This is a genomic window from Halomonas sp. IOP_6, assembly GCF_021151565.1.
Lineage (GTDB): Bacteria > Pseudomonadota > Gammaproteobacteria > Pseudomonadales > Halomonadaceae > Vreelandella > Vreelandella alkaliphila.
Window position 1 is genome coordinate 23,241 of sequence record NZ_JAIRBO010000010.1, and the last position, 25,193, is coordinate 48,433.

Annotated in this window: 20 protein-coding genes; 16 read left to right on the top strand and 4 right to left on the bottom strand. The window is 51.9% G+C overall.

Features of this window, described 5'->3' with window-relative positions:
• The first annotated feature begins 1 nt into the window (after position 1).
• The 4 genes from K7H08_RS15900 to lipB all read left to right on the top strand — a co-directional run bounded on the left by K7H08_RS15900 (position 2) and on the right by lipB (position 3,336).
• Positions 2 to 976: a septal ring lytic transglycosylase RlpA family protein gene (locus tag K7H08_RS15900; protein ID WP_198349807.1), complete on the top strand. Its 975-nt coding sequence runs from the start codon at positions 2 to 4 to the stop codon at positions 974 to 976.
• A 68-nt stretch (positions 977 to 1,044) separates the two neighbouring features.
• Entirely contained in the window at positions 1,045 to 2,247 is a 1,203-nt protein-coding gene (locus K7H08_RS15905) for a D-alanyl-D-alanine carboxypeptidase family protein (protein WP_120387069.1), read from the top strand.
• Between the two features lie 118 nt (positions 2,248 to 2,365).
• Positions 2,366 to 2,677, top strand: a complete 312-nt coding sequence (locus K7H08_RS15910; protein WP_231658508.1) for an HP0495 family protein — start codon at positions 2,366 to 2,368, stop codon at positions 2,675 to 2,677.
• A 2-nt stretch (positions 2,678 to 2,679) separates the two neighbouring features.
• Positions 2,680 to 3,336, top strand: coding sequence for a lipoyl(octanoyl) transferase LipB (gene lipB / locus K7H08_RS15915; RefSeq protein WP_231658509.1), 657 nt, complete (start codon positions 2,680 to 2,682; stop codon positions 3,334 to 3,336).
• A gap of 73 nt (positions 3,337 to 3,409) precedes the next feature.
• Here lipB and lipA read toward each other — a convergent pair whose 3' ends face one another.
• Together lipA and K7H08_RS15925 are read right to left on the bottom strand one after the other, a co-directional pair.
• A complete protein-coding gene (lipA, locus tag K7H08_RS15920; RefSeq protein ID WP_038483617.1) occupies positions 3,410 to 4,468 on the bottom strand; it encodes a lipoyl synthase in 1,059 nt (352 codons plus the stop codon).
• A 248-nt stretch (positions 4,469 to 4,716) separates the two neighbouring features.
• Positions 4,717 to 5,703 carry a LysR family transcriptional regulator gene (locus K7H08_RS15925; protein WP_038483619.1) on the bottom strand — a complete coding sequence of 329 codons (987 nt, stop codon included), beginning with the start codon at positions 5,701 to 5,703 and terminating at the stop codon, positions 4,717 to 4,719.
• Positions 5,704 to 5,932: 229 nt separating this feature from the next.
• Between K7H08_RS15925 and K7H08_RS15930 the strand changes: the two genes are divergently transcribed.
• The 6 genes from K7H08_RS15930 (at position 5,933) to K7H08_RS15955 (ending at position 13,670) form a co-directional block, all read left to right on the top strand.
• Positions 5,933 to 8,470 (top strand): DUF3141 domain-containing protein, encoded by a 2,538-nt coding sequence (locus tag K7H08_RS15930; protein ID WP_231658510.1) that lies wholly within the window; start codon positions 5,933 to 5,935, stop codon positions 8,468 to 8,470.
• A gap of 303 nt (positions 8,471 to 8,773) precedes the next feature.
• Positions 8,774 to 11,401, top strand: a complete 2,628-nt coding sequence (gene topA, locus K7H08_RS15935; protein WP_038483622.1) for a type I DNA topoisomerase — start codon at positions 8,774 to 8,776, stop codon at positions 11,399 to 11,401.
• Positions 11,398 to 11,859 (top strand): DUF6586 family protein, encoded by a 462-nt coding sequence (locus K7H08_RS15940; protein ID WP_038483624.1) that lies wholly within the window; start codon positions 11,398 to 11,400, stop codon positions 11,857 to 11,859. The genes topA and K7H08_RS15940 overlap by 4 nt, the downstream gene beginning before the upstream one ends.
• Positions 11,860 to 11,912: 53 nt before the next feature.
• The gene (locus K7H08_RS15945; protein ID WP_198349811.1) at positions 11,913 to 12,377 is read left to right on the top strand and encodes a 2-hydroxyacyl-CoA dehydratase; all 465 of its coding nucleotides are present in this window, start codon (positions 11,913 to 11,915) and stop codon (positions 12,375 to 12,377) included.
• Positions 12,378 to 12,551: 174 nt separating this feature from the next.
• Entirely contained in the window at positions 12,552 to 13,184 is a 633-nt protein-coding gene (locus K7H08_RS15950) for a L,D-transpeptidase family protein (protein WP_038483627.1), read from the top strand.
• A gap of 222 nt (positions 13,185 to 13,406) precedes the next feature.
• Positions 13,407 to 13,670 (top strand): Lpp/OprI family alanine-zipper lipoprotein, encoded by a 264-nt coding sequence (locus K7H08_RS15955; protein ID WP_009723517.1) that lies wholly within the window; start codon positions 13,407 to 13,409, stop codon positions 13,668 to 13,670.
• A gap of 89 nt (positions 13,671 to 13,759) precedes the next feature.
• On the opposite strand, the gene K7H08_RS15960 is transcribed toward K7H08_RS15955, so the two are convergent.
• Positions 13,760 to 14,884: a L,D-transpeptidase family protein gene (locus K7H08_RS15960; RefSeq protein WP_120387066.1), complete on the bottom strand. Its 1,125-nt coding sequence runs from the start codon at positions 14,882 to 14,884 to the stop codon at positions 13,760 to 13,762.
• A gap of 106 nt (positions 14,885 to 14,990) precedes the next feature.
• Positions 14,991 to 18,440, bottom strand: coding sequence for a transcription-repair coupling factor (gene mfd / locus K7H08_RS15965; protein ID WP_231658511.1), 3,450 nt, complete (start codon positions 18,438 to 18,440; stop codon positions 14,991 to 14,993).
• A gap of 254 nt (positions 18,441 to 18,694) precedes the next feature.
• Here mfd and K7H08_RS15970 point away from each other — a divergent pair, with 254 nt between their 5' ends.
• From K7H08_RS15970 to nqrE, 6 genes are all read left to right on the top strand, one after another.
• A complete protein-coding gene (locus K7H08_RS15970; RefSeq protein ID WP_231658512.1) occupies positions 18,695 to 20,149 on the top strand; it encodes a glyceraldehyde-3-phosphate dehydrogenase in 1,455 nt (484 codons plus the stop codon).
• Between the two features lie 317 nt (positions 20,150 to 20,466).
• Positions 20,467 to 21,816, top strand: coding sequence for a Na(+)-translocating NADH-quinone reductase subunit A (locus K7H08_RS15975; RefSeq protein WP_120387065.1), 1,350 nt, complete (start codon positions 20,467 to 20,469; stop codon positions 21,814 to 21,816).
• Complete coding sequence (locus K7H08_RS15980) at positions 21,816 to 23,042, top strand: NADH:ubiquinone reductase (Na(+)-transporting) subunit B (protein ID WP_120387064.1); 1,227 nt, start codon at positions 21,816 to 21,818, stop codon at positions 23,040 to 23,042. The genes K7H08_RS15975 and K7H08_RS15980 overlap by 1 nt, the downstream gene beginning before the upstream one ends.
• Positions 23,042 to 23,863, top strand: a complete 822-nt coding sequence (locus tag K7H08_RS15985) for a Na(+)-translocating NADH-quinone reductase subunit C (RefSeq protein ID WP_120387063.1) — start codon at positions 23,042 to 23,044, stop codon at positions 23,861 to 23,863. Before K7H08_RS15980 ends, K7H08_RS15985 begins: the two co-directional genes overlap by 1 nt.
• 2 nt (positions 23,864 to 23,865) lie before the next feature.
• Complete coding sequence (locus K7H08_RS15990; RefSeq protein WP_120387062.1) at positions 23,866 to 24,534, top strand: NADH:ubiquinone reductase (Na(+)-transporting) subunit D; 669 nt, start codon at positions 23,866 to 23,868, stop codon at positions 24,532 to 24,534.
• A 1-nt stretch (position 24,535) separates the two neighbouring features.
• Positions 24,536 to 25,153, top strand: coding sequence for an NADH:ubiquinone reductase (Na(+)-transporting) subunit E (nqrE, locus tag K7H08_RS15995; RefSeq protein WP_120387061.1), 618 nt, complete (start codon positions 24,536 to 24,538; stop codon positions 25,151 to 25,153).
• Positions 25,154 to 25,193: the final 40 nt, after the last annotated feature.

The following is a 25,193-nucleotide window of genomic DNA, read 5'->3' on the forward strand; positions in this document are numbered from 1 at the left end:
TATGAGAACAGTGCTGTCTGAGGCTCGTGGCATAGGTGGTGCGGTGATCATCATGGCGTTGGTTAGCGGCTGTGCCAGCCATGAAGCTCAACAAAATAGCGCCAATCAGCCTGCTAGTAAGCCTGCTGAAAGTGCGAGCGGGGCGCTCAGCAGTGGAGCAAGTAGTGGTGGTGAATCGACGGGGGAGCGCTATGCAATGACCGGCGACGCGTATCCGTTAGAGCCGCCGGATGTGAGCAAGGTGCCAAACGCTGAGCCTCGCATAGAACCGCTATCGCGTTCCGGTAATCGCTCCACTTATGAAGTGTGGGGTGAAACCTATCATGTATTGCCGGATGCAACGGGCTACGTGAAGCAAGGGACGGCCTCCTGGTACGGTGAAAAATTCCATGGCTATGCCACATCAAACGGTGAAATTTATGACATGTATAAAATGTCTGCGGCTCACCGTTCGTTGCCACTGCCAACATTCGCCCGTGTCACCAGTTTAGACAGCGGTCAATCTGTTATCGTGCGCGTCAATGATAGGGGGCCTTTTCATAGCGACCGTGAAATAGATCTTTCCTATGCAGCGGCTGCACGGCTAGGCTTTTTAGATAATGGTACTGGCGCCGTTCGGGTTGAGGCTATCGAGCCTGAACAATGGCTGGCTCAGCAAGGTAGGAGTAGCCGTCCAGTCGATGAGGTGCCTTCGGCATCTTCTACTGTGAATGCACGGCCTGTTCCAAATATTGCTGCTCAGCGACCAATGGCAGCGGATGACGCGATTTATCTACAAATTGCGGCACTGGGCAGTGAAGAAGGAGCCCAGCAGTTGCAGCAACGTTTGGTTAGTGAGCTCCCTCATAAAGTACGGGTGATGAGTGATGCAGATGTGCATCGTGTGCAGGTTGGGCCAGTGAGCCCTAATCAGGAAACCCAAGCACGTGAAGAACTCCGTCGGGCGGGCTTCCCACAAGTGTTTATCGTGAGATAGTTCACCCCATTTATTAGCTAAAATAACGTGCTTCGTTGACGTTTTTTCTTTGTTGTGAGAAGTAAGAGATGAATGTATTGATGTCTATTCGCCGTACCGCTGGGCTTTGTTTGTTTGCGGTTTTTGCCGTGGTGTCTTCACCGGCCGTAGCTCAGGTGATACCTCAGCCGCAAACGATTATTCCCTCCGCTCCTCAGCTAGCGGCGAGCTCATGGATTCTGATGGATGCCAACAGCGGTCGTATTCTTGCTGAGCATAATTCTGATGAACGCTTACCGCCAGCCAGCCTGACTAAACTCATGACCGCTTATTTGGTCGAGCGTGAGTTAGATCGCGGCACAATTAGCTTGACTGATATGGTTAATATCAGTGAGAAAGCTTGGCGTACCGGTGGCTCCAAGATGTTCATCGAGGTAGGCGATCAAGTCTCGGTCGATAATCTGCTGCATGGCATTATTATTGTATCCGGTAATGATGCTAGCGTGGCGATGGCAGAGCATCTAGCTGGTGGCGAAACGCCATTTGCCGATTTGATGAATCAGCATGCTACGCGCTTAGGAATGCACAATACTAATTTCCAAAATCCGACAGGTCTTCCTGGCGATAATCACTACTCCACCGCTCACGATATGGCGTTGTTGTCACAGCATATTATTAACGACTACCCTGAGCACTATACTATTTACTCTCAACGCAACTTCGCGTTTGGTGGCATCGACCAGCCAAACCGTAACCGGTTGCTATGGCGCGACCCGAGTGTCGATGGTTTGAAAACCGGTTGGACAACGGAGGCGGGCTACTGTCTTGTCTCTTCGGCCGAGCGTGATGGCATGCGGCTAATTTCAGTTGTGATGGGCACTAACTCAGAAGAGGCGCGAGCGCAGGAAACGCAAAAGCTACTCAGCTACGGCTTCCGCTTCTATGAAACGATGAAGCTCTATGAGCGTGGTGCAGTGCTTGCAACGCCACGGGTATGGGGCGGTGATAGTAATGAGTTGCGTGTTGGCGTTGATGATGAAGTGTTTATGACACTTCCGCGCAACCGTAATGAAGAGTTGCGTGCTCGCTTGAACCTGGATAGCGATCTTCAAGCGCCGATTGCCGTGGGTGATGATGTCGGTACGTTAGAAGTATATTTAGGTGAAGAAATGGTTGGTGAGCGCCAGCTAGTGGCGCTAGAAAATGTTGAAGAGGGTGGCTTGTTTAAGCGCCTATTTGACCAAGTAAGGCGTTTCTTCAGTGGTTTGATTAGCAACTTTACTGATAAGTAGCCACGAGCTTAAGCGCAGGATTTTTAGTATTTTGCGCTTAAGTTATTAATCTTATAAGGCTGTACTGCACTCGTACCCTGAGCAGAAGTATCTATATATTCCCGTGTAAAGGCGAGCTATGAAAAAAGGCGCGAAAAATGGGCTAAGAGATTTACGTCAGCCTGAAGTAAACGAGCCACCTAAAATCACTTTTCCCTGTGATTACTCATTGAAAGTGGTTGGCGATGCTGCTGAGGATTTTCCAGCCTGCGTGTGCCAAGTGATTGTTAAACATTCCCCAGAGTTTGATGAGACGTCGCTTCAAGTCATCGACAGCCGTAACGGCCGTTTTCAATCTGTGCGTGTCACTATTGTAGCCACTGGCGAACAGCAATTACGCCAGCTGTTTGATGATCTGAAGGCTACAGGTCGCGTACACATGGTGGTTTGACCTTGGCTAGTCAACCTATTGAGTTGCATCAGCTTGGCCATCGTGCCTACTTGCCTGTGTGGAGCGCGATGCGCGAACTCACCGACACGCGAGACGAGACAACGCCTGATCAATTCTGGCTAGTTGAGCACGATCCCGTTTTTACTCAGGGGCAGGCGGGTAAGCCCGAACATGTGTTAATGCCAGGTGATATCCCTGTCGTGAAAACGGATCGTGGGGGGCAGGTAACCTACCATGGCCCAGGCCAAATTGTATTATATCCATTGCTGGACGTTAGGCGTGGCAAGATTGGTGTTCGTGAGCTAGTAACTGCGCTAGAAAATTCGGTGATTGACGTACTTGCGCTTTATGGCGTTTCTGCCTGGGCGAAACCAGATGCACCTGGCGTCTATGTCGACACGCAGCAAGGTGAGGCGAAAATTGCCTCGCTAGGGTTACGAATTCGGCGGGGCGCAAGCTATCACGGGGTTGCGCTAAACGTAGACGGTGACTTATCTCCCTTTGGGCGCATCAATCCCTGTGGCTATGCAGGTATGCAGGTAACGCGATTGGCTGATTTAGTGGCGCTGCCTGTCGCTCACCAAGTGGGGAGTCAACTAGCGTCTGCATTAGCTCAGCGGTTGGATCGTCAGTTGGTGGATGTATCCTTTACCCAATAATAAGCGATCTGCACGCAAGGCACTGTTGGAACTGATTTAGCTGTGCCAATTGCGTGCAGCTAGCCTAGACGATTTATCCGACGTTAAACGCAGGAATGCGGTTAGCGTCAGGCTCATGACCAGGAACCGCAGCAGGCGACGCGAGACCAAGATTGTTTTTCTCAAAAACACGGTCAGCGCGATAGCTAGAGCGAACCAGCGGCCCGGACGGCACTTCCATAAAGCCTTTTTCAAGACCAAGCACACGATAGCGATCAAACTCTTCTGGGGTGACCCAGCGCTCTACGGCTAGATGGTTTTTGGTTGGGCGCAAATATTGTCCAAGCGTCACGATATCAACGCCAATCTCTCTCAGGTCATCAAAGGTTTTAAGAATCTCTTCGTCTGTCTCACCTAATCCAAGCATCAAGCTTGTTTTGGTAATTATATCTGGCCGATACTGTTTGGCATGCGCTAAGACATTCAGCGTTTTGCGATAACCTGCACGTGGGTCGCGTACTTTGCTGGTTAGTCGCTCTACCGTCTCTACGTTCTGTGCAAACACTTCCAAGCCCGAATCGACTACCCGCTCAATGGCGGCTTTATCAGCGTCAAAGTCGGGTGTTAGGGCTTCTACAACTACTTCCGGCGTGCGGGATTTGATAGCCTTAATACAGTTGGCGTAGTGCGTAGCGCCGCCGTCGTCCAGGTCGTCTCGGTCAACGGAGGTCAATACGATGTAGCGCAGCCCCATCAACTCGACTGATTTTGCTGTGTTTTCCGGCTCATCTAGATCCAGCCAGCCTTTCGGATTGCCTGTATCCACTGCACAGAATCGGCAGGCGCGTGTGCATACAGACCCCATTAACATGATGGTGGCGGTGCCATTGCTCCAGCATTCGCCCATGTTAGGGCAGTGCGACTCTGCACAAACAGTGCTAAGACGGTGTGTAGAGACATTCTTTTTGACGGCTTCGAAGCGTTCGCCCCCAGGGATCTGTGCGCGCAACCATTTAGGTTTACGGTCAAGACTGGGAGACGCCTCATCTGACGACGTTTTACGCTGTTTCATGCCGTCTTTAATGACCGACATGCCATGCTCATTGCGGAATTTTTCGCCGCTAGGGACGCGCGTTGTGGGGTTATTGCTCATAGGAAAGAGCCTCTCTACTGTGCGGCAGGCAATGCCCAAACGTCGTGGCGTCTAACCATATGCTGTGGCGATGGCGTTTAAATGCCATGGCGTTGACAGTTGGATCGCCTGCGCGAATACATGCCAAACCCTGAAGATTCTGAATGATACGTAGGTAGTAGGCTAATGTAACATATCTGTTGGTTAACAAGACACTAAGCCCTCTTCATCGAACCGCCAAACAGACAGTCCAGCCAATCGATAGCCCACTATAGTGACAGTAAAGGTAGGCAGGAAACGCCGTGGCTAGGTAGTGGGCTAGATGGGGCTTGGAAATACCGACGAAAATCTGGCAGGTGTTCCCGTGTAAAGCGTAAAAAAAGATCAGCGACTGGTGTCGGAAAATGATCGCGACGATACACCGTGCACCACGAGCGCCGAATGGGGAAGTTAGGTAGCGGGAGCGCTGATAGCAGCCCTTGTTCTAGTTCAAGTTGAACCGCCAAGCGGGGCAAGACGGCAACGCCTAAGTGGGCCATAACGCCTTGTTTAATGGCTTCATTAGTGCCTAATTCAATGCGGTGGGGAAGGCCGACTTCTTGGTCAACAGCCAGTTGCTCAAATGCGATACGCACCCCAGAACCTGGCTCACGCATCAATACATAATGGCGCGCAAAGTCGGCTAATGTTGGTGCTTCCATGTGAAGTAGTGGGTGGTCTGGCCATACGAGAGCGATGAGTTCATTTTCAAGAATGGGCATGACTACCAGGTCGTCGTCTTCAGGCACCATGGCCATAATCACGACATCATCTTTTTGTTCTGCCAGTCTTTCCAGCGCTTGACTGCGGTTGCATACCTTTAGACGAATACGTACGTCGGGATAGCGTGCTCGAAACCGTGCTAGTAAATAAGGCACCACATACTGGGCTGAGGAGACTGCTGCGATGTTCAGCTCACCGCTAATGCTGCCATTAATCTCCGAGAGATTCATTTGCAGTCTAGAGAGCTGTCCGAAAATCTCGCGTGTGGAGAGCGCTAGGGTATCCGCGGCAGGTAGCACGTGAAGGGTTTTACCGGCATATTTAAACAGCGGCTGACCAAGAGCGAGTTCTAACTGGCGAATTTGTGCGCTAACCGCAGGTTGTGTAAGCCCTAGCTGCTCGGCTGCGCGCGAGTAAGAGCGCTGGCGGTGAACTGCCTGAAATACCTGTAATTGTCGGAAGGTCAAACGGTTGAGTAGTGTAAGGGATGACATAACAACCTCTAGGTATACACCCTCCGAAGATAGAAAGTGCCACAAAACAAAAAAGTTTCAGCATTACGCTGGAAATGCTACCACCGATGATGTGCGGCGTCTTTATGACAACAATGATGAATTTGCAAAGGTAGGCATCGACGTTATGCAGTGAGTGGCCTAAACTATATTGCATTGCAGCATCAACGCTTCGGGACAGATGCTTTGCATCAACCCAATGGGAGAATTTATGAACTTTCTCGCTCATCCTTTGTTGCCTGGCAGCGCGCTGAAAAGCCTGTGGCCAGGAGCGTCTGATCAAATGGCTCCATTACCGGTCGGCGAGGCCTTTGCTAGCATGGTAGATCCGTTCGGATTCGGACGGGCTGCAGCGGGCTATTGGCGCGACAGTATTGAGCGTAGCGTCCTGTATTGGGATGTTATGCGCGAACGCGGAAATCAATATCTTGAGCATATGGAGCAAACCAAGCCGAACGTGCTTGGATTTGATACAGAGGTGCTCATTGATGGACGTACGCTTCCCCATCCAACCAATTATGAGCTGCTGAGAGTTCTTCCCCCCAGCCATATTCAGATTGACCCTGAGAAACGACCGTTTGTTGTCGTGGATCCTAGGGCAGGTCATGGCCCTGGTATCGGCGGGTTCAAGCCTGATAGCGAGCTTGGGGTTGCTCTAAAGGCTGGTCACCCTTGCTATTTTATTGGTTTTTTGCCTTTTCCTGAACCGGGGCAAACCGTTGAGGATGTGGTAGAAGCGGAAATTGCGTTTTTGCGTCATGTTATCGCTCTGCACCCAGAAACAGCTGAAAAACCAATGGTGGTGGGGAACTGTCAGGCGGGTTGGCAAATAATGATGGCTGCGGCACTTGAGCCGGATGTGTTTGGTCCGATTCTTATTGCCGGTGCTCCGCTTTCTTACTGGGCCGGGGAGCACGGTAAAGCGCCCATGCGCTATACCGGTGGTATGACCGGTGGAAGCTGGATTACTGCTTTAACTAGCGACATTGGTAACGGCCTGTTTGATGGTGCTTGGCTAGTGCAGAACTTCGAGCGTCTCAACCCAGCCAATACCTACTGGAAAAAGCAGTACCATCTGTATGACAACATTGATACCGAATCCAAACGCTATTTAGAGTTCGAGCGCTGGTGGGGTGGTCACGTTGTTTTAGGTGGCCAAGAGATCCAATATATTGTCGATAACCTATTTGTTGGTAATCGTCTCTCGACGGCCCAACTGGTGACTCGCGATGGCCGCCGGATTGATCTTCGCAATGTGCGCTCACCTGTTGTCGTATTCTGCTCGCGTGGTGACGACATAACGCCGCCGCCTCAGGCGCTGGGTTGGATTCGTGATTTATACGAAGGCGAAGAAGATATCATCGCCAACGAGCAGACGATCGTGTACTGCATGCACGACACAACAGGGCACTTAGGGATCTTTGTTTCCGGTAGTGTGTCGCGCAAAGAGCATGCTGAGTTCACGGCCAACATGGACTATATCGATGTTATGCCGCCCGGACTGTATGAGACAACGGTCTCGCATGTCAGCGAGCGAGATGATGCGGAGTTACTTGAGCGTGATTATTTGCTTGAGTTTACATCGCGTAACTTTGAGGAGCTGGATCAGGATGTAATGCATATCCCAGAGGATGATCGTCGGTTTGCAACGGTTGCACGTATTTCCGAAATCAACCTTGGTTTCTATCGGTTATACGTTCAACCCTGGGTGCAGGCCATGATGACGCCAGAAGCGGCACGCTGGATTCGTCGTATGCATCCTATCCGGTTAGGCTACAAGCTTCTATCTGATCGTAATCCGCTGACTGTTCCGCTGCCGGTGATGGCTGAAGCAGTACGCTGCAATCGTCAGCAAGTAGGTCAAGATAATGTTTTCAAAGCATTAGAAACGATGTGCTCCGATCAAATCGTTGCCAATCTCAATGCAGTACGAGATTTGCGCGATAGCACGACGGAAAGGCTGTTTATGGACATTTACGGACAGCCACTATTGCAAGCAGCGGTAGGTTTGTATGGCGATGCGCATGTGCATCGTCGTCGTCCTGGAGCCGAGCCAGAGCATCAACGTTTTGTTGAAAACCGCAAAAATGAGCTGCGCAATAAAATAGCCCAGGGTGGCGCTCATGAAGCCGTCATGCGCTCAGTTATCTATGTGCTAGGTGGAGCGCCAGCGACAGATGAGCGCAATTTCAAACGGTTACGTGCTTCCCGTGCTGAGTTAGAGCCTAGTTCAACGTTGAGTGAATTTAAGCGTTTGGTACGCGATCAGTTCTTTATCCTGAAATTAGATCGTGAGCGAGCGCTATCGTCATTGCCCGAGCTGTTAAAAGGGCAAAGCAGCAGTGACATCGACGGGCATATCGAGCACCTTAAACATGTGTTCGCTGCGAGTGGTGAATTATCCGAGCACGCAGCAGAGCGTTTTGAGCAGGTGAAGATGCTATTTGATCAAGCGAGGCCGCCGAAAGCCGCTCAACCAAAATCTACTCAGCCAAAAGCCTTGAGCGCACCCGCTACTGACACTAAGCAAGCAGGTGACCAGAAGGCGGCTATTGATACGCAAACCGCTGCAAGCTCTCTAGCTGAAAGCGTGTCGACAGAGACAGTATCGACGGAAAAGGAGGCTACCCAACGCGCATCTACCGAAAGTGTTCCTGCTACTAATAATGTAGCAGCAGATGCAGCTAAAGAAGCAAGCAAGCCTCAGCCAAGAGCGGCGTCGCGTAGGAAATCACCGCGCAAGCGCTAAGCTTTGTAGCGTTTGTCTGCGCCCCTGTTTTGATACAGGGGCGTTTTTTTGTTTCCGTATTTTGGGTTGCCGTCTGCGTATTGGCAGTCTAGTGTCTAGCTACTTCATTATGAAAAATAGTACGGATAGACACCTTGCGCTTCAGCATTAGTTTGTTACTTATGCGTCGGTTGTTACTGGCGCTTGTTGCAGGCCTGGGGTAGGGTAGGCGCATTTTTCTCATGGTCGTCAAGTGGTAACGACAGGCGACAACGTATTCAGAGCATGGGCGATAGCGCCTGAGCATTAGGAAAGTGGAGCACTATGGGCAAGTCACTGGTCATCGTCGAGTCGCCTGCGAAAGCGAAGACGATCAATAAGTATCTCGGCAACGATTTCATCGTAAAGTCGAGCGTGGGTCACATCCGTGACCTGCCGACCAGCGGCTCAGGTAAGGCAGCCTCCGACCCGAAGGAGCGCGCTCGCCAGGCTGCGGCAACACGCAAGATGTCGGCGGAAGAGAAAGCAGAGTACAAAAAACGTAAGGCTCATGATCAGTTAATTCGGCGGATGGGCATTGACCCGGATAACGGCTGGGAAGCGCGCTATGAAGTGCTCCCTGGTAAGGAAAAAGTCGTTGCTGAATTAAAGAAGCTGGCTGAAAAAGCTGATGCTGTTTATCTCGCAACGGATTTGGACCGCGAAGGGGAAGCAATTGCCTGGCATTTGCGCGAGACGATTGGTGGTGATAACAGTCGTTATAAGCGCGTTGTATTTAATGAAATAACCAAAAATGCCATTCAGGATGCGTTTAAGTCGCCAGGGGCGCTAAATATTCCCCGGGTGGAAGCGCAGCAAGCGCGCCGCTTCTTGGACCGTGTTGTTGGTTTTATGCTTTCACCGTTGCTGTGGGCCAAGATTGCCAGGGGCTTATCAGCAGGTCGTGTTCAATCTGTCGCGGTTCGCCTGATCGTTGAGCGTGAACGCGAAATTCGTGCGTTTATTCCTGAAGAGTTTTGGGATGTCCATGCAGATCTCGCTTCCCCGGATGGCGAGCTGGTTAGATTTGCGTTGGTGCGTCAGGATGGTAAGCCCTTCCGTCCTACCTCCGAAAAGGACACGCTTGCACGCATTGAGCAACTGCGCAAAGCCAAGCTTGCGATTACCTCCCGTGAAGACAAACCGACGAGCTCCAAGCCTACTGCGCCGTTTATTACCTCAACATTGCAGCAGGCTGCCAGTGGCCGGTTAGGGTTCTCTGTTAAGAAAACCATGACCATGGCTCAGCGTCTCTACGAGGCTGGTTACATTACCTACATGCGTACCGACTCCACCAATCTTTCAAAGGATGCGGTAGAGAGTGTTCGCTCGTTTATTGGTGATGAGTACGGAGCACGCTATTTACCAGACTCTGCTAACCGTTACAGCAGCAAGGAGAGCGCCCAAGAAGCCCACGAGGCGATCAGGCCCTCTAGCGTTGAGCGCAAGGCTAGTGACCTATCTGGAATGGAGCGTGATGCAGAGCGTCTCTACGAGCTGATTTGGCGTCAATTTGTGGCCTGTCAGATGACGCCTGCTGAGTACCTTTCCAGTACGCTGAGTGTTGAGGTTGATGGCTACGACTTGCGCGCCAAAGGGCGAGTGCTCAAGTTTGATGGTTATACGCGGGTGATGAAACCATCGGGTAAAAATGAAGACCAAAGCCTGCCTGATTTGCCGAAGGGCACGGCGATGGCGCTTGAAAAGCTTGACCCGCAGCAGCACTTTACTAAACCGGCCCCGCGTTATACGGAAGCCAGCTTAGTAAAAGAGCTCGAGAAGCAGGGCATTGGCCGTCCTTCTACCTATGCTGCCATCATTTCCACGATTCAGGATCGTGGTTACGTGAAGCTAGAAAGTCGCCGTTTTTATGCTGAAAAATTGGGTGATATTGTCACCGAACGGCTGAAAGAGTCTTTCCCCGATTTGATGGATTATTCGTTTACGGCTCGAATGGAAGATAGCCTGGATGAAGTTGCGGAAGGCGAGCGTAACTGGCAAGCCTTGCTGGATGCTTTCTATGGTGAATTCAGTCAGGAGCTTAGCAAAGCCGAAAGCGACGAAGGAATGCGCCCTAATCAGCCGGTTCCTACGGATATTGACTGCCCAAGTTGCGGTCGCAAAATGCAAATTCGGACGGCTTCCACCGGTGTGTTCTTGGGTTGCAGTGGTTATAACTTGCCGCCCAAAGAGCGCTGTAAAACCACCATTGATTTAATCCCTGGTGAAGAAGCTGTTGCAGAAGATGCAGGCGAAGAAGCAGAAACCAACGCACTCCGTGCCAAGCGTCGTTGCCAGAAGTGCGGAACCGCCATGGATAACTATCTCATCGATGAGGGTCGCAAACTGCATATTTGTGGCAATAGCCCTGATTGTGATGGTTATGAGGTGGAAGCGGGCAAGTTCAAAATCAAAGGGTACGACGGCCCCATTATCGAATGCGATAAGTGTGGTTCTGAGATGCAGCTTAAGTCAGGTCGATTTGGCAAATATTTCGGCTGCACCAACAGTGAGTGTAAAAACACCCGCAAGTTGCTTCGTAGTGGTGAAGTGGCACCGCCCAAAATGGACCCCATTCCCATGCCGGAACTGGCCTGCCAGAAGGTAGAGGATCACTACGTGCTGCGTGATGGTGCCAGTGGCTTGTTCTTAGCGGCCAGCAAGTTTCCTAAAAATCGTGAAACCCGTCCGCCGCTGGTAAAAGAGCTAAAAGCCCACGCCGACGAACTACCGGAAAAGTATCACTTTATCTTAAAGGCGCCCAGCGAAGACCCGGATGGCCGTCCTGCGCAAATTCGCTACTCACGGAAAAATAAAGAGCAGTACGTGATGACCGATGAAGAAGGTAAAGCAACCGGCTGGAAGGCGACATTTGAGGCGGGTAAATGGCACGTGGAGGATAAGCGCAAGTGAGCCCACGTTCTCGTACCAACCAACTGCTTTATCAAGCTGAGCTTTTGGTTGGTCTTCCAGCAGGTAATGACGAACATGCTCAGGCTCGTCAAATGGCGATTGAAGAGAGCGCCTTGGCGCTCTTTGAGCTGGCATTAAACTCGCTGCTCAAAGAAGTGACCGAGCATGCGCGTCTTAACGAGCATGGCTGGCAAGTGCTCCTTAATGAGAAGGGGCCTGCCGTTGCTGAGCTGCAGCGCTTAAGAGATATGCTGCACCAGCCGGATAGCTGGTTGCACTGGCTGGTAGGGCAAATTGAGAAACTGCACAGTGACGAGGGGGCTAGTAAACGCGCAGTGCAGAACCCCTCAATGATCGCTGTCGGCAGCCAAGTGAGTGTTGCTGACCAGCTGTTAGCTAACCTTCATGCTGCAAAACGGGATATTGCTGCGTTACGTGAAACTAGCCAAGAGTGGTAATTATAACGACAAACGTATTGCCTAGAGAGAGTGAATCGCAAGAGGAGATATAGATGCGCTATAACCAAGTCAAAGACTTCGTTGAATGGGCCGCGGATTATCATGGGCGCATGGCGCGTCAGTATCGTGCTGCGGCTGATTCAAGCGACCAACAACGTCTTGTCATGGCGTTAACGTATTTAGCCGACAGCGAACTCCGGATGAAGACTGGGCTGGAGGCGCTTTTTAGTGATGGCTTTAATCATAAAGAAGTGTTGGAAATATGGTTTGATGACCCTAATGACTTTCCTCAGCCTCCAGCCCTTGAGGCACTTGCTCAACAAACGATTGCAGACTCAATTGATGAGCTGACTCGTGTAGCGGTTGAGTCGCATCGCAAGCTACAGGATCTCTATGAGCATCGTGCATCACGGGCAAAAATAGAGCCAGAGGAAACTTTTTTTAACGCCTTGGCGGAAGGGCATCATGCTGAAGCGCGCAAGCTAGTAACGAGTATGCAAGAATTCGAAGATATCTAGGCAGGCATTTGAGGTGATTTAGATAGCGTTTAATAATGGCGCGGTTGCCATATTGTCGCACTGGCTTATTTTTTGGCTTTTTTGAAAGCACTGACATTTGGTGTGAGAATAAGGTATAACAACCGCCACAAATGCTTTGTTGGCTGGTGATACTGGCCTATATAGAGAACGATAATGATGCCTGTAAACCGTCGCCGTTTTTTAGCGTTGGCGCTGGGCTGGCCTGCTGTGGCCAGTGCAGCGACTTCCGGTACCTTAAATAATTATGAGCCCACAGATCTGGTTGAGACGCTGCTTTCGCGTGCGAGTATTCCGCGTCACAGCAATGAACTTTGGGTATTAATTGATGATAAAGACGCCACGTTGAGTGTTTACCGTGGTAATGCGTTGGTTGAGCACTACGCGCCCATATCCCTTGGGCGAGGTGGGGCGAAAACCCAGCGGATCCGCGGTGATAATGTGACACCACTTGGCGAGTTTCGAATTAATCGATTTAATTACGAAAGTCAGTGGCATATCTTTATTGGTATCGATTATCCTACGCCACCTCATGCGAGGATGGCGCTCGAAAAAGGCATTTATTCCCAAGCGGATTATGATGCTTATTTTGATCACTATCAGCGCCACGGCTCACCGCCGCAGAATACGGCATTGGGCGGTGCCATTGGCATACATGGTATTGGCGAGGGTGATCCAGATATTCATGGCCAGTACCACTGGACTCAGGGTTGTGTTGCTGTCACCAACGAGCAAATTGAACGCGTTGCGTCGCTGGTAGGTGTTGGCACTCGCGTAGTGATCCGATAAGCTATGTCGTTGAAGGAAGTTAAAGGTTTTAAATACGTGGCTATAGACAACCGCTGTGGTCTATTATAAAACAGCGTTTGACTTGCGTGCATTGGTGTAATGCCATGGTACAAGTCGCTGTAAAGAACCTGCACCGCAGGTAGACAAAATTGAGCTAACGCTTTAGCCTTAAATTTGTCATACCCTTAACGTTGTACCCAAGGAAGACTCAAGGAGAACATTATGACTCTGAAGACTGCTCTGAAGATGACTGCCGCTGCTGCTTCACTGGCAATCCTGGCTGGCTGTGCTTCTACCAGCGCCCTGGAAGAAGTTCGCATGACTGCTGAATCTGCACAGGCTGACGCCGCAGAAGCACGCAGCATGGCTTCACAAGCAATGAACACTGCTAACCAAGCTCAGCGCGATGCGCAAGCTGCTCTGCAGATGTCTCAGCAGAACCGTGAAGAAATGAACCGCATGTTCCAGCGTTCCATGCAGAAGTAATTCTGCCTGGGCTCTAAGTGTTAAAACTTAGGGTTGCTGTAGATGTAAAAAAACCCCGCCTCGGCGGGGTTTTTTTATTTTGACTAAGGTTATGCTTCTTCCTCGGCTTGTGTCGCTGTTGTGAGCTCAATTTCTTCTAATAATCCATCAAGCTCCACAGGCTCTTCAACAGGGGCTGGTGCTGGTGCTTGGGGGCCATAAAGCGCTATAAGGCGACCATCCGGATTTTCTACTGCTAGTTTTACCTGGGCATAGTCAACTTCTGCTTGGTCTTCAGCAAGCTCGCTTACTCGTTCGATGGCATTAAGCAGTGGTTCAAAATCGCCAACGTTTTCTTCAAGCTGAGGGTAAGACTGCACAAACAGTGTGCCGTCCGCTGCCCAGCCTGCTTTAAACGGTGCATCCATCAAGTTGACTTGAGTGCCGGTAGGCATGCGCTCGTAGAGCGACTTGATATCTTCGGGGAACATGCGGATGCAGCCGCGGCTGACCCGCATGCCGACGCCTTCAGGGCGGTTGGTGCCATGAATCAGGTAGCTAGGCATCGCCAGTAATATAGCGTGACGACCCAGCGGGTTGTTAGGGCCAGCAGGCACAATAGAGGGGGCTGGCTCGCCACGTGCAGCTGCTTCACGACGCATAGAGGCTGGCGGCGCCCAGGCAGGATCTTTTACCTTCACTGTCGTGCGGGTAATGCCGATCGGTGTGGCAAATTCCTCACGGCCAACACTGACGGGATAGGTTTCAACAATGCCAGGGTTGTCAGCCGGATAATAATAGAGTCGCAGTTCAGACAGGTTTACGACCACGCCTTCGCGGGGTGCAGGCGGTAAAATATAGCGCGCAGGTATAACGATTTCTGTGCCTTCCCCAGGTACCCACATGCTGACGCCTGGATTGGCCATACGAATCTCTTCGTAGCCAATGTTATGGCGTCGCGCTATATCGATGAGTGTGTCTTCAGGATCTTCTACGACGACGGTGTAGTGTTCTCCAATAATGTCGCCTTCTTCAGGAAGGCGAAAATGGCCGCGGGGTAGTTCTCTTTGCTCAGCGAGCTGGTCAGCGCTGGTAAGCGCCTCTTCTGTAGCAGGGGCTGGGCCTTCAGCTGTATCGGCTGAAGACTGTGCATAAATAGGGGTAGAGAGGCTTGCTGTAAGTAAGACAGCTAAGCTCGTCGGGCCCCAGGCGTTATATAACTTACGAATATTCATGGTGGTTCCTAATTAATTTATGCGCCACATTGCTGCAAACTAGCATTGTCAAGGGCGGCAGTTAGAGGGCCGTGCGTAGGGCTTTCATACAAGTTTGCCCCAAGGTTCACGCCGCCGCTACTTTTTGATTGAGTGTTGTAAGCAGAGCTTCGACTTTATCAAAACGCTGTTCGGTGGTTTCCATTGGGAATTCAAATCGTAAAGTGTCTGAGCCATCCAGTCGGTAGTGCTGTGGCGATTTTTGAATAAGCGTCACAAGGGTTAGCGGATCGACCTGGGTAGAGCCGTTGAAAAGCACTCGTCCACGGTTCTCACCGGCTTCAATGCGCGCTACACCCAGTTGTTCAGCGCGGTGGCGAAGCCTAGTCTGACGTATCAGGTTCTTCAAAGGCTGAGGAAGGAGCCCAAAGCGATCAATAAGCTCGACTTGTAGCTCCTTAAGCTCAGCGTCGCTCTGGGTATTGGCGATACGTTTATACATCACCAGGCGCTGCTGTACGTCGTGAATATAGTCGTCAGGAATCAGCGCCGGCAGATTGAGGCTAATCTCGACACCGGTGTTGAAGGGGGCGTCAATGTTAGGCGTTTTGCCCGCACGGATAGCCTTCACCGCGCGATCCAGCATTTCCATGTAAAGCGTGTAGCCGATGGTTTCCATTTGGCCGCTCTGCTCGTCGCCTAGAAGCTCGCCTGCGCCACGTATCTCCATGTCGTGGCTTGCTAAGGTGAAGCCAGCACCGAGATCATCAGAGGCGCTAATCGCTTCCAGACGTTTCACGGCATCTCGTGTCATTGCCTTGGGGGGCGGCGTTAGTAGGTAAGCGTATGCTTGATGGTGGCTGCGTCCAACACGGCCACGCAGCTGGTGTAGCTGGGCCAAGCCGAACTTATCGGCGCGCTCAATCAAAATAGTGTTGGCGCTGGGCACGTCAATGCCGGTTTCGATAATGGTAGAGCACACCAGCACATTGAAGCGACGATGGTAGAAGTCTGACATGACTCGCTCAAGGCTGCGCTCGGGTAATTGGCCGTGAGCGACAGCAACCCGTGCCTCTGGCACCAGTTCGCGGATTTGTTCGGCAGCGTTTTCAATCGTTTTGACTTCATTGTGCAAAAAGTAGACTTGTCCGCCGCGTAATATTTCACGCAGCAGGGCTTCTTTAATGACGCTGCTATCTCGCTGTTGCACAAACGTTTTGACCGATAAGCGCCGTGCTGGTGGGGTGGCAATAATCGACAGGTCTCGGATGCCGCTCATGGCCATGTTCAAGGTGCGCGGAATCGGTGTTGCCGTTAGCGTCAGAATGTCGATTTCGGCGCGCAGCGTTTTGAGTTTCTCTTTCTGCGCGACCCCAAAGCGGTGCTCTTCGTCGATAATTAAAAGCCCCATTTTGGGCAGCTCAACGCTTTTAGACAGCAGTTTATGAGTACCGATTACAATGTCGGTTTGGCCATTTTTGATGCTTTCCAAGGTTTGCGTCATTTCCTTGCCGCCTGTGAAGCGTGAAATAAGGCTAATATTCACAGCGGTGTCGGCAAAGCGGTCGCGGAAGTTTTCAAAGTGCTGGCGAGCTAATAGCGTAGTGGGCACAAGCACCACTACTTGGCGACCAGTCTGAACGGCTAGGAATGCAGCACGCATGGCGACTTCGGTCTTGCCAAACCCTACATCGCCACAAACGACGCGATCCATTGGCTGAGGAGAGATCATGTCGCTTATTACTGCTTCAATGGCTGCCTGCTGGTCAGGGGTTTCTTCAAATGGGAAGCTGGCAGAGAAGCGAACGTATTCATCGCCCGGCGTATCATAAATGAACCCTTCCTGAGCCTCCCTCCGGGCGTAGATGTCGAGTAGCTCAGCGGCAGTGTCGCGGATTTTCTCAGCCGCTTTACGGCGTGCCTTTTCCCACTGATCTGAGCCTAACCGATGCAGCGGAGCGAGTTCGTCATCAGCGCCGCTATAGCGAGAAATAAGATGCAGGCTATCGACCGGGACATAAAGTTTGGCACCGTCGGCATATGAAAGCGCCAGGAATTCGTTAGCTTGACCGCCAGCTTCAAGGGTTTCCAGCCCCAAGTAGCGGCCGACGCCATGTGCTTGGTGAACAACCGGTGCGCCTTCTCGTAACTCAGATAAATGGCGCACGGCCAATTCGTTGTCGTCGGTCGCTTTTTCTCGCCGCCGACTCTGGCGCACGACATCGCCAAAGAGCTCAGTCTCGCTGATTACCGCGACATTCGGTTCGGTAAGCCACAAGCCGCTGCCTACCAAGCTTTCAGTAATGGCAATGCGATCAGTGCTGCTTAAAAAGTCTTGGAAGCTGTCAATATGGGACAGGCTTAATTTAAGCGGCGCCAATACTTCTTCTAACGCTTCTCTGCGTCCCCGTGACTCGGCAACAAACAGTACCCGCGTAGCTTGCTGTGCATCCAGAAAGGTAGCCAGTTCGTTAAGGGGGTGCTTGGTGCGAGCGTTAATTGCCAGCGAGGGTAGTGCTTGGGCCTTCGGCGCCAGGGCATGGCGTTGCGTGTTGTCTTCGGTTAGTTCGATTCGGGGGCGGGCTTTTATCGCCGAAAAAACGTCATTAACGGGAATGAACGCGCGAAGCGGTGGTAAAAGGGGGCGTGTTGGATCAACACCCAAATTCTCGTAGCGTGATTCAATGGACTGCCAGTGTTGCTCAGCTGCTTCGAATACACCTGGCAACAGTGCTACACGGGTGTCATCGGTAACGTGCTCAAATAAAGAAGCGGTTTCGTCGAAGAACAGTGGCAAATATTGTTCCAAGCCCGGGGAGGGGATGGCTTTCAGTGCATCGTTATAGAGAGGGCACTGGCGCGGATCAACATCAAAAAGCGTTTCAAACTGTTCTCGGAAGCAAGCAATAGCGCTGCGACTGAGTGAATACTCATGAGCTGGGAGTAGCTCAATCACATCGACTTTATTGGTAGAGCGCTGATTGCCAGGGTCAAAATGGCGTAGCGTATCGATTTCGTCATCAAACAAATCGATACGAATTGGCTCATCCATACCCATGGCGAAAAGGTCGATAATTGCGCCGCGCATGGCGTATTCGCCAGGCTCGTAGACCGTTTCTACGGCACGATAACCTGCCCGCGATAGCGATTCGCGAAATGTTTCTCGATTTAGCTTAGCGCCCGCTTTTAGCGTCATCACGCGCCCAGCGATGTATGATACGGGAGGCAGACGCTGCATCAGCGTATTGATTGGCACCAGCACAATGCCGCGTACGCCATCCTGCAGTAAGCGCAGCGTGCGTAGGCGTGACGAGATAATATCCTGGTGCGGGGAGAAGCTGTCATAAGGCAGTGTTTCCCAGTCTGGAAAGGGTAGAACGGGAACATTGCTATAGAATGCCAGATCCTGCTCCAGGCGCTGTGCGCTGGCAGTGTTCGGCGTAATAACCAATAATGGTGCGCTTAACGCGACCTGAGCCAGCGCCAGGGCAGTTGCACTGCCCGGCGGCGATGTTAGGTAGAGCGTGTCGCGAATCCCTTTGGGTTGGGGCGGTTCGAGCAGAGAAAAAGAGGACATAGTCACGGTATCGTTTTGCGCTGAAACGGAATCTGGATCATACACGATCAGTACTTTCAGGCAGAGGCCTGCGCAAAGCAACCACTAGTAGTTAAGTAAGCCTTGTGGTTCCGATACACTATTGTGGTTTGTAGTCAATCCGCTTTTTCTGTAATACCCCTACATGTTGTGCGACTATCCATTCATTGCGGCATGTAGGTAAGCCCAGGATAATGCTCCAGGAAATTTCTTTTCACTACCCAATGAGGCCGCACGTGAGTCAGCAAGCTCTCGAAAACGTTTTTCAGGAATGGCAAAGCAACGAAGCTCTGGCTGAGCAAATGATTCCGCTAGTGGGTCAGCTGTATCGCCAAAATAATGTTGTCGCCACTATGTTTGGTCGTTCCTTGATTAAGCGGTCCGTCATTCGCATCCTCAAAGATCACCGCTTTGTACGCAAAATTGAAGGCACTGAGCTATCTGTTGAAGATACGTTCCCCATCGTAAAAGCGATGAGTGAGATGAACCTCGGCCCTGCCCATGTTGACGTTGGAAAGTTGGCGGTTAATTTTAAACGCCAGGGCGGTGGTGACCTTGATGCTTTCCTGCGTAAAGAACTTGCTGAGATCATTGATGGCTTTCAGCCAAACGGCAGCAAAGGTGAGCCTCAAGACGTTGTGCTGTACGGGTTCGGTCGTATCGGTCGTTTGCTGGCACGTGTAATGGTCGAAAAAGCGGGCGGCGGCAATCTGTTGCGCTTGCGAGCCATTGTCGTTCGTGGCCGCGGCGATGTGGCAAAAGACCTTGAGAAACGCGCCAGTCTGCTGCGTCGTGACTCGGTACATGGGCCTTTCGACGGCACAATTACTGTCGATGTTGAAGCGCGTACACTTATTGTCAACGGTAACGTGATTCAGGTTATTTACGCCGACTCGCCTAGTGAAATTGATTACACTGCTTACGGTATCGACAACGCGGTGATTGTTGATAACACCGGTATCTGGCGCGACGAGGCTGGATTGGGTCAGCATCTTGAGTGCAAGGGCGCTAAGAAAGCATTGTTAACGGCCCCCGGCAAAGGCGATATCAAAAATATCGTATTCGGCATTAATCATGAAACGATTGGCGATAATGACCGTATCGTGTCGGCAGCGTCCTGTACTACCAACGCCATCGTGCCAGTGCTAAAAGCGCTAAATGATGAATATGGCGTAGTGACAGGCCACGTAGAGACCGTGCACGCCTACACCAACGACCAAAATCTTATCGATAATTACCACAAAGGCGACCGTCGTGGGCGTAGTGCGGCGCTGAATATGGTATTGACCGAAACAGGTGCAGCAAAAGCGGTCGCAAAAGCGCTACCTGAACTTGAAGGTAAGCTCACAGGTAACGCCATTCGCGTGCCTACGCCCAATGTTTCTATGGCTATTTTGAATTTAACCTTGGAAAAGGGCGCCGATGCAGAGGCGTTGAACGATTACCTACGTCGCGTATCGATTGATTCCTCCTACCAGAAGCAGATTGACTTCGTGGATTCAGCAGAAGTTGTATCGTCTGACTTTGTTGGCAATCGTCATGCAGGGATTGTCGATGCTAAAGCCACCATCGCAAACGGTAACCACGCCGTCGTTTATGTGTGGTATGACAATGAATTTGGCTATAGCTGCCAAGTTATTCGTATTCTTCAGCATATGTCTAATGTGAAGTTTTTGAAGCTGCCGCATTAAGCCGTTTGAGCATTAATGGCGTTTAAGCAGCAGTTAATGCGCTTTTAATCGCTAAGTTGTACCAAAAGCCACCTCCGGGTGGCTTTTTTTATGTTGAAAGCGAGATCAGATCAAGCGTCTATAGCACTTTAGGAGGCTGTCATGGATGTGGTCATTGGCCGCGCTTATCTTTATAATACGATGGATTTTTCGGGGTGGTTCAAGCGTGCTTGAGCCTGACTGGTAACGATCTGAACAGACAATAAGAATTTACTGAACAGAAATAAGCATTCGAACCCCTTACCTTCGTATATCCGATCCATCAACTGGGCGAGACTATGATCGAAGTCAAAAAAGGCCTGGATCTCCCCATCACGGGAGCGCCCGAGCAGCGTATTGAAGATGCGCGGCCTGTGCGCCACGTGGCAATCCTGGGCACCGACTACGTTGGCATGAAGCCGACGATGGAAGTTCAGGAAGGGGATAAGGTCAAACTGGGCCAATTACTCTTCACCGATAAGAAAATTGATGGTGTACGCTTTACAGCGCCCGCCAGCGGTGAAGTAGTTGCTATTAACCGTGGCGAAAAGAGACGTCTGCTGTCTGTCGTTATTAAAGTCGATGAAAATGAAGAAGCGATGACATTTGCTTCTCATGATCGTGACGCTTTAGGGCAGCTTGAACGTCAATCTGTTGTTGATCAACTGGTTGAGTCAGGGCTTTGGACTGCTTTGCGCACCCGGCCTTTCTCTCGCACGCCAGCTATCGACAGCACACCTACCGATATTTTTGTTACTGCTGTGGATACTCATCCACTTAGCGCTGACCCTGCGGTAGTGATCAACGAAAACTCCCAAGCATTTGAAGACGGCCTCAAGGTGCTAACCCGCCTGACCGAGGGCAACGTTTTTCTGTGTACGGGAGCTAATGCTTCCATTCCTGGTGGTAATGTCAGCGGCGTAAAGACTGAGAGCTTTGCTGGCCCGCATCCGGCAGGTTTGGTAGGAACGCATATTCATTATCTTTCACCGGTAGCCCTGCATAAAAAAGTGTGGCACATCGGTTATCAGGATGTGATTGCGTTCGGCAAGCTGTTTGTAGAAGGCAAGCTTGATACGAGCCGTATCATTGCTGTCGGCGGCCCGCGTGCTGAAAATCCTCGTTTATTGCGCACCCGTGTTGGTGCCAGTACGGAGGAACTCTTAGCAGGTGAGGTCATCAAACCCGATGACACCCGTGTTATTTCAGGTTCTGTGTTCTCTGGTGCCTCTGCTGAAGGGAGCCTGACTTACTTGGGACGTTTCCATAACCAAGTAAGCTTGCTTGAGGAAGGTAACAAGCGCACCTTCTTGGGATGGATGTCTACGGGCGCTAATCGGCACTCAGTCATGGGCATTTACATTTCTAAGATTAAAGGCCTGAGCAATTATGCACCAACCACTTCAACCAATGGCTCTGAACGTGCCATGGTGCCGGTGGGTAACTACGAACGCGTCATGCCGTTGGATGTCATGCCAACGCAACTGCTGCGTTCGCTGATTGTGGGCGACATTGAGGTTGCCATGCAGCTTGGGTGTCTTGAGCTGGACGAAGAGGATCTGGCGCTGTGTACCTACGTTTGCCCCGGCAAATACGAGTACGGCCCAATCCTGCGTGACAATCTCACCATGATCGAGAAAGAGGCCTGATGATGGGTATTCGACAAACACTCGATAATCTCGAGCCGCACTTCCATAAAGGTGGTAAGTACGAAAAGTTCTATCCGCTGTACGAAGCGGTAGACACCATTTTCTACTCGCCCCCCAGTGTTGCAAAAACTACCGCGCACGTGCGTGATGGCGTCGATCTGAAACGCATCATGATCACTGTGTGGATGTGTACCTTCCCGGCCATGTTCTTCGGTATGTGGAACGCAGGATGGCAGGCGAACACCGCTATCGAAGCGGGCTATGCCTCCATGAACGGCTGGCGCGAAGCCATCATGATGACCCTCGCGGGCGGTCATGATCCGAGCAGCCTGTGGGCGAACTTCGTTCTCGGCGCGACTTACTTCCTACCGATCTACTTGGTGACCTTCGCCGTGGGTGGTTTCTGGGAAGTACTGTTCGCCATCAAGCGCGGCCACGAAGTCAACGAAGGCTTCTTCGTGACCTCCGTGCTGTTTGCGCTGATTCTGCCGGCCACGATTCCGCTTTGGCAGGTTGCCTTGGGTATTACCTTTGGTGTGGTAATCGGTAAAGAGATCTTCGGCGGCACGGGTAAGAACTTCTTGAACCCTGCGCTGACTGGCCGTGCCTTTCTCTACTTCGCGTATCCAGCGCAAATCTCCGGTGACGCGGTATGGGTAGCAGCCGACGGCTATACGGGTGCGACGGCGCTCTCCATGGCGTTCCAAGATGGCATGTCCGCATTGACCGATACCTACAGCTGGTGGGATGCCTTCCTGGGCTTCATTCCCGGTTCCGTGGGTGAAGTCTCGACGCTGGCGATCCTGATCGGTGCTGCGGTCCTGCTGTGGACCAAGATTGCCAACTGGCGCATCATGCTGGGCGTTTTCCTGGGCATGGTGATCACCAGCACGCTGTTCAACCTGATCGGTTCTGATACGAATCCGATGTTCGCGATGCCCTGGTACTGGCACCTCGTCATCGGTGGCTTTGCCTTCGGCATGGTATTCATGGCGACCGACCCCGTGTCCGCTGCGATGACCAACCAAGGTCGCCTGGTGTTCGGTGCACTGATCGGTGTCATGACCGTGCTGATCCGCGTGGTGAACCCGGCGTTCCCGGAAGGCATCATGCTGGCCATCCTGTTCGCCAACCTGTTTGCGCCGCTGATTGACCACTTCTTCGTCCAGGCCAATGTGAAGCGCCGTCTCAAGCGTACTGGCGTACCGGCCGAGGAGACTGCCTAATGGCACAAGGTAACAACTCCATCAAGAAAGTCCTGATCGTAGCGTTCTCGCTGTGCATCGTGTGCTCGGTCATCGTTTCGACGGCGGCCGTTGCGCTGCGCCCTATGCAGCAGCTCAATCAGGAATTGGATCGTAAAACCAACATCCTCAACGTGGCACGTCTTTATGAGCCCGGCATGGATGTTGAGGAAGTGTTCCGCACCCAAATCACCGCGCGTGTGGTAGAGCTTGATTCTGGTGAGTATACCGATCAGTTCGACCCAGATACCTTCGATGGTTTCGAAGCTGCGCGTGACCCGGCTACCGGCCGCACGCTGTCTGGCGACCGTGACATCGCGGGCCTGACGCAGGTGGAAAACTTCGCGACCGTGTATCTGGTCGGCGATGCTGAAAACCCCGATCAGATCGTTCTGCCCATTCGTGGTCAGGGCCTCTGGGGTCGTATGATGGGCTTCCTCTCCGTTGAAGGTGACGGTAACACCATCGTCAGTATCACGTACTACGACCACGCGGAAACACCGGGCCTGGGTGCCGAAGTGAACAACCCGCGCTGGCAAGCCCAATGGGAAGGTAAAGAGATTTACAGCGAAGAGGGCGACCTCTCTCCTGAAATCCACCTGACCAAAGGCGGTGCGAGTAACGAGCATGAAGTCGATGCGCTCTCCGGGGCCACGCTGACCAGTAACGGCGTGACCAACATGCTGCAGTTCTGGCTGAGTGAAGAGGGCTTTGCGCCTTACCTGGCTAAATTCCGCAGCGGAACCGAGCCATCAGACGCCGAAGACACCGATACCGACTTCGACGACGTTGAGGGGGCCTGATCATGGCGGATGTAAATGCAAAAGGCGTTTTGACGGCGCCGATTTTCAAGAACAATCCCATTGCGCTTCAGATTCTGGGGATCTGTTCTGCTCTGGCGGTCACCACCAGCATGAGCGTGTCGCTGGTCATGGCGCTGGCGGTTATCTTCGTAACATCTTTCTCGAACTTGTTCGTATCGCTGATTCGGAACCACATTCCGTCCTCGATCCGTATCATCGTTCAGATGACAATCATTGCCTCGCTGGTTATCGTGGTCGACCAGATCCTCAAAGCCTATGCTTACGAAATGTCTAAGCAGCTATCGGTGTTCGTCGGTCTGATCATCACTAACTGCATCGTAATGGGTCGCGCGGAAGGTTTCGCGATGTCCAACACACCGGGCATGTCGTTCCTGGACGGTATCGGTAACGGTTTGGGTTACGGTTTTGTTCTGATGGTCGTTGGCTTCGTTCGTGAGCTGCTGGGTGCGGGTAGCATCTTCGGCTTCACTGTCCTGCCGACCATCCAGAACGGTGGCTGGTACGTGCCGAACGGTTTGCTGCTACTGCCGCCTTCTGCCTTCTTCATCATCGGTCTGTTGATCTGGGTACTGCGCTCCGTCAACCCCGAGCAGGTAGAAGAGAACGAGTTCAAGATGAAGCACAACACCAAGCCGAAGGAGGCCGTGTAACATGGAACACTATCTGAGCCTTTTCGTTGCTTCGGTATTCGTCGAGAACATGGCACTTGCTTTCTTCCTGGGCATGTGTACGTTCCTAGCGGTATCCAAGAAGGTGTCTTCTGCCATTGGCCTCGGCATCGCCGTTATCGTCGTACTGACGATCACGGTACCGGTCAATAACCTGGTATTCACGTACCTGCTGCAAGAAGGCGCGCTGACTTGGACCGGCATTAGCGGTGCTGAAAACATCGACCTGTCATTCCTGGGTCTGCTCTCGTACATCGGTGTCATCGCGGCGCTGGTACAGATCATGGAAATGTTCCTTGATAAGTACGTGCCGTCGCTCTACAACGCACTGGGTGTCTTCCTGCCGCTGATTACCGTTAACTGCGCCATCCTCGGTGGCGTACTGTTCATGGTGGAGCGTAACTACAACTTTGGCGAAGCCGTGGTTTATGGCTTCGGCGCGGGTACCGGTTGGGCGCTAGCGATTGCGGCCTTGGCCGGTATTCGTGAAAAGCTGAAGTACAGCGACGTGCCGGGCGGTCTGCAGGGCCTCGGCATTACGTTTATCACCGTTGGCTTGATGTCACTGGGCTTTATGTCCTTCTCTGGCATTCAGCTTTAATCGGAGCCGGTTTTCTCGGCAGCTCAGGCTGCCGAGGTAT

Bases quoted from the DNA above. Each gene is read 5' to 3' on its own strand.
- K7H08_RS15900 (WP_198349807.1), top strand. From the start codon at position 2: ATGAGAACAGTGCTGTCTGAGGCTCGTGGCATAGGTGGTGCGGTGATC.
- K7H08_RS15905 (WP_120387069.1), top strand. From the start codon at position 1,045: ATGAATGTATTGATGTCTATTCGCCGTACCGCTGGGCTTTGTTTGTTT.
- K7H08_RS15910 (WP_231658508.1), top strand. From the start codon at position 2,366: ATGAAAAAAGGCGCGAAAAATGGGCTAAGAGATTTACGTCAGCCTGAA.
- lipA (WP_038483617.1), bottom strand. From the start codon at position 4,468: ATGAGCAATAACCCCACAACGCGCGTCCCTAGCGGCGAAAAATTCCGC.
- K7H08_RS15925 (WP_038483619.1), bottom strand. From the start codon at position 5,703: ATGTCATCCCTTACACTACTCAACCGTTTGACCTTCCGACAATTACAG.
- K7H08_RS15930 (WP_231658510.1), top strand. From the start codon at position 5,933: ATGAACTTTCTCGCTCATCCTTTGTTGCCTGGCAGCGCGCTGAAAAGC.
- topA (WP_038483622.1), top strand. From the start codon at position 8,774: ATGGGCAAGTCACTGGTCATCGTCGAGTCGCCTGCGAAAGCGAAGACG.
- K7H08_RS15945 (WP_198349811.1), top strand. From the start codon at position 11,913: ATGCGCTATAACCAAGTCAAAGACTTCGTTGAATGGGCCGCGGATTAT.
- K7H08_RS15950 (WP_038483627.1), top strand. From the start codon at position 12,552: ATGATGCCTGTAAACCGTCGCCGTTTTTTAGCGTTGGCGCTGGGCTGG.
- K7H08_RS15955 (WP_009723517.1), top strand. From the start codon at position 13,407: ATGACTCTGAAGACTGCTCTGAAGATGACTGCCGCTGCTGCTTCACTG.
- K7H08_RS15960 (WP_120387066.1), bottom strand. From the start codon at position 14,884: ATGAATATTCGTAAGTTATATAACGCCTGGGGCCCGACGAGCTTAGCT.
- mfd (WP_231658511.1), bottom strand. From the start codon at position 18,440: ATGTCCTCTTTTTCTCTGCTCGAACCGCCCCAACCCAAAGGGATTCGC.
- K7H08_RS15975 (WP_120387065.1), top strand. From the start codon at position 20,467: ATGATCGAAGTCAAAAAAGGCCTGGATCTCCCCATCACGGGAGCGCCC.
- K7H08_RS15980 (WP_120387064.1), top strand. From the start codon at position 21,816: ATGATGGGTATTCGACAAACACTCGATAATCTCGAGCCGCACTTCCAT.
- K7H08_RS15985 (WP_120387063.1), top strand. From the start codon at position 23,042: ATGGCACAAGGTAACAACTCCATCAAGAAAGTCCTGATCGTAGCGTTC.
- K7H08_RS15990 (WP_120387062.1), top strand. From the start codon at position 23,866: ATGGCGGATGTAAATGCAAAAGGCGTTTTGACGGCGCCGATTTTCAAG.
- nqrE (WP_120387061.1), top strand. From the start codon at position 24,536: ATGGAACACTATCTGAGCCTTTTCGTTGCTTCGGTATTCGTCGAGAAC.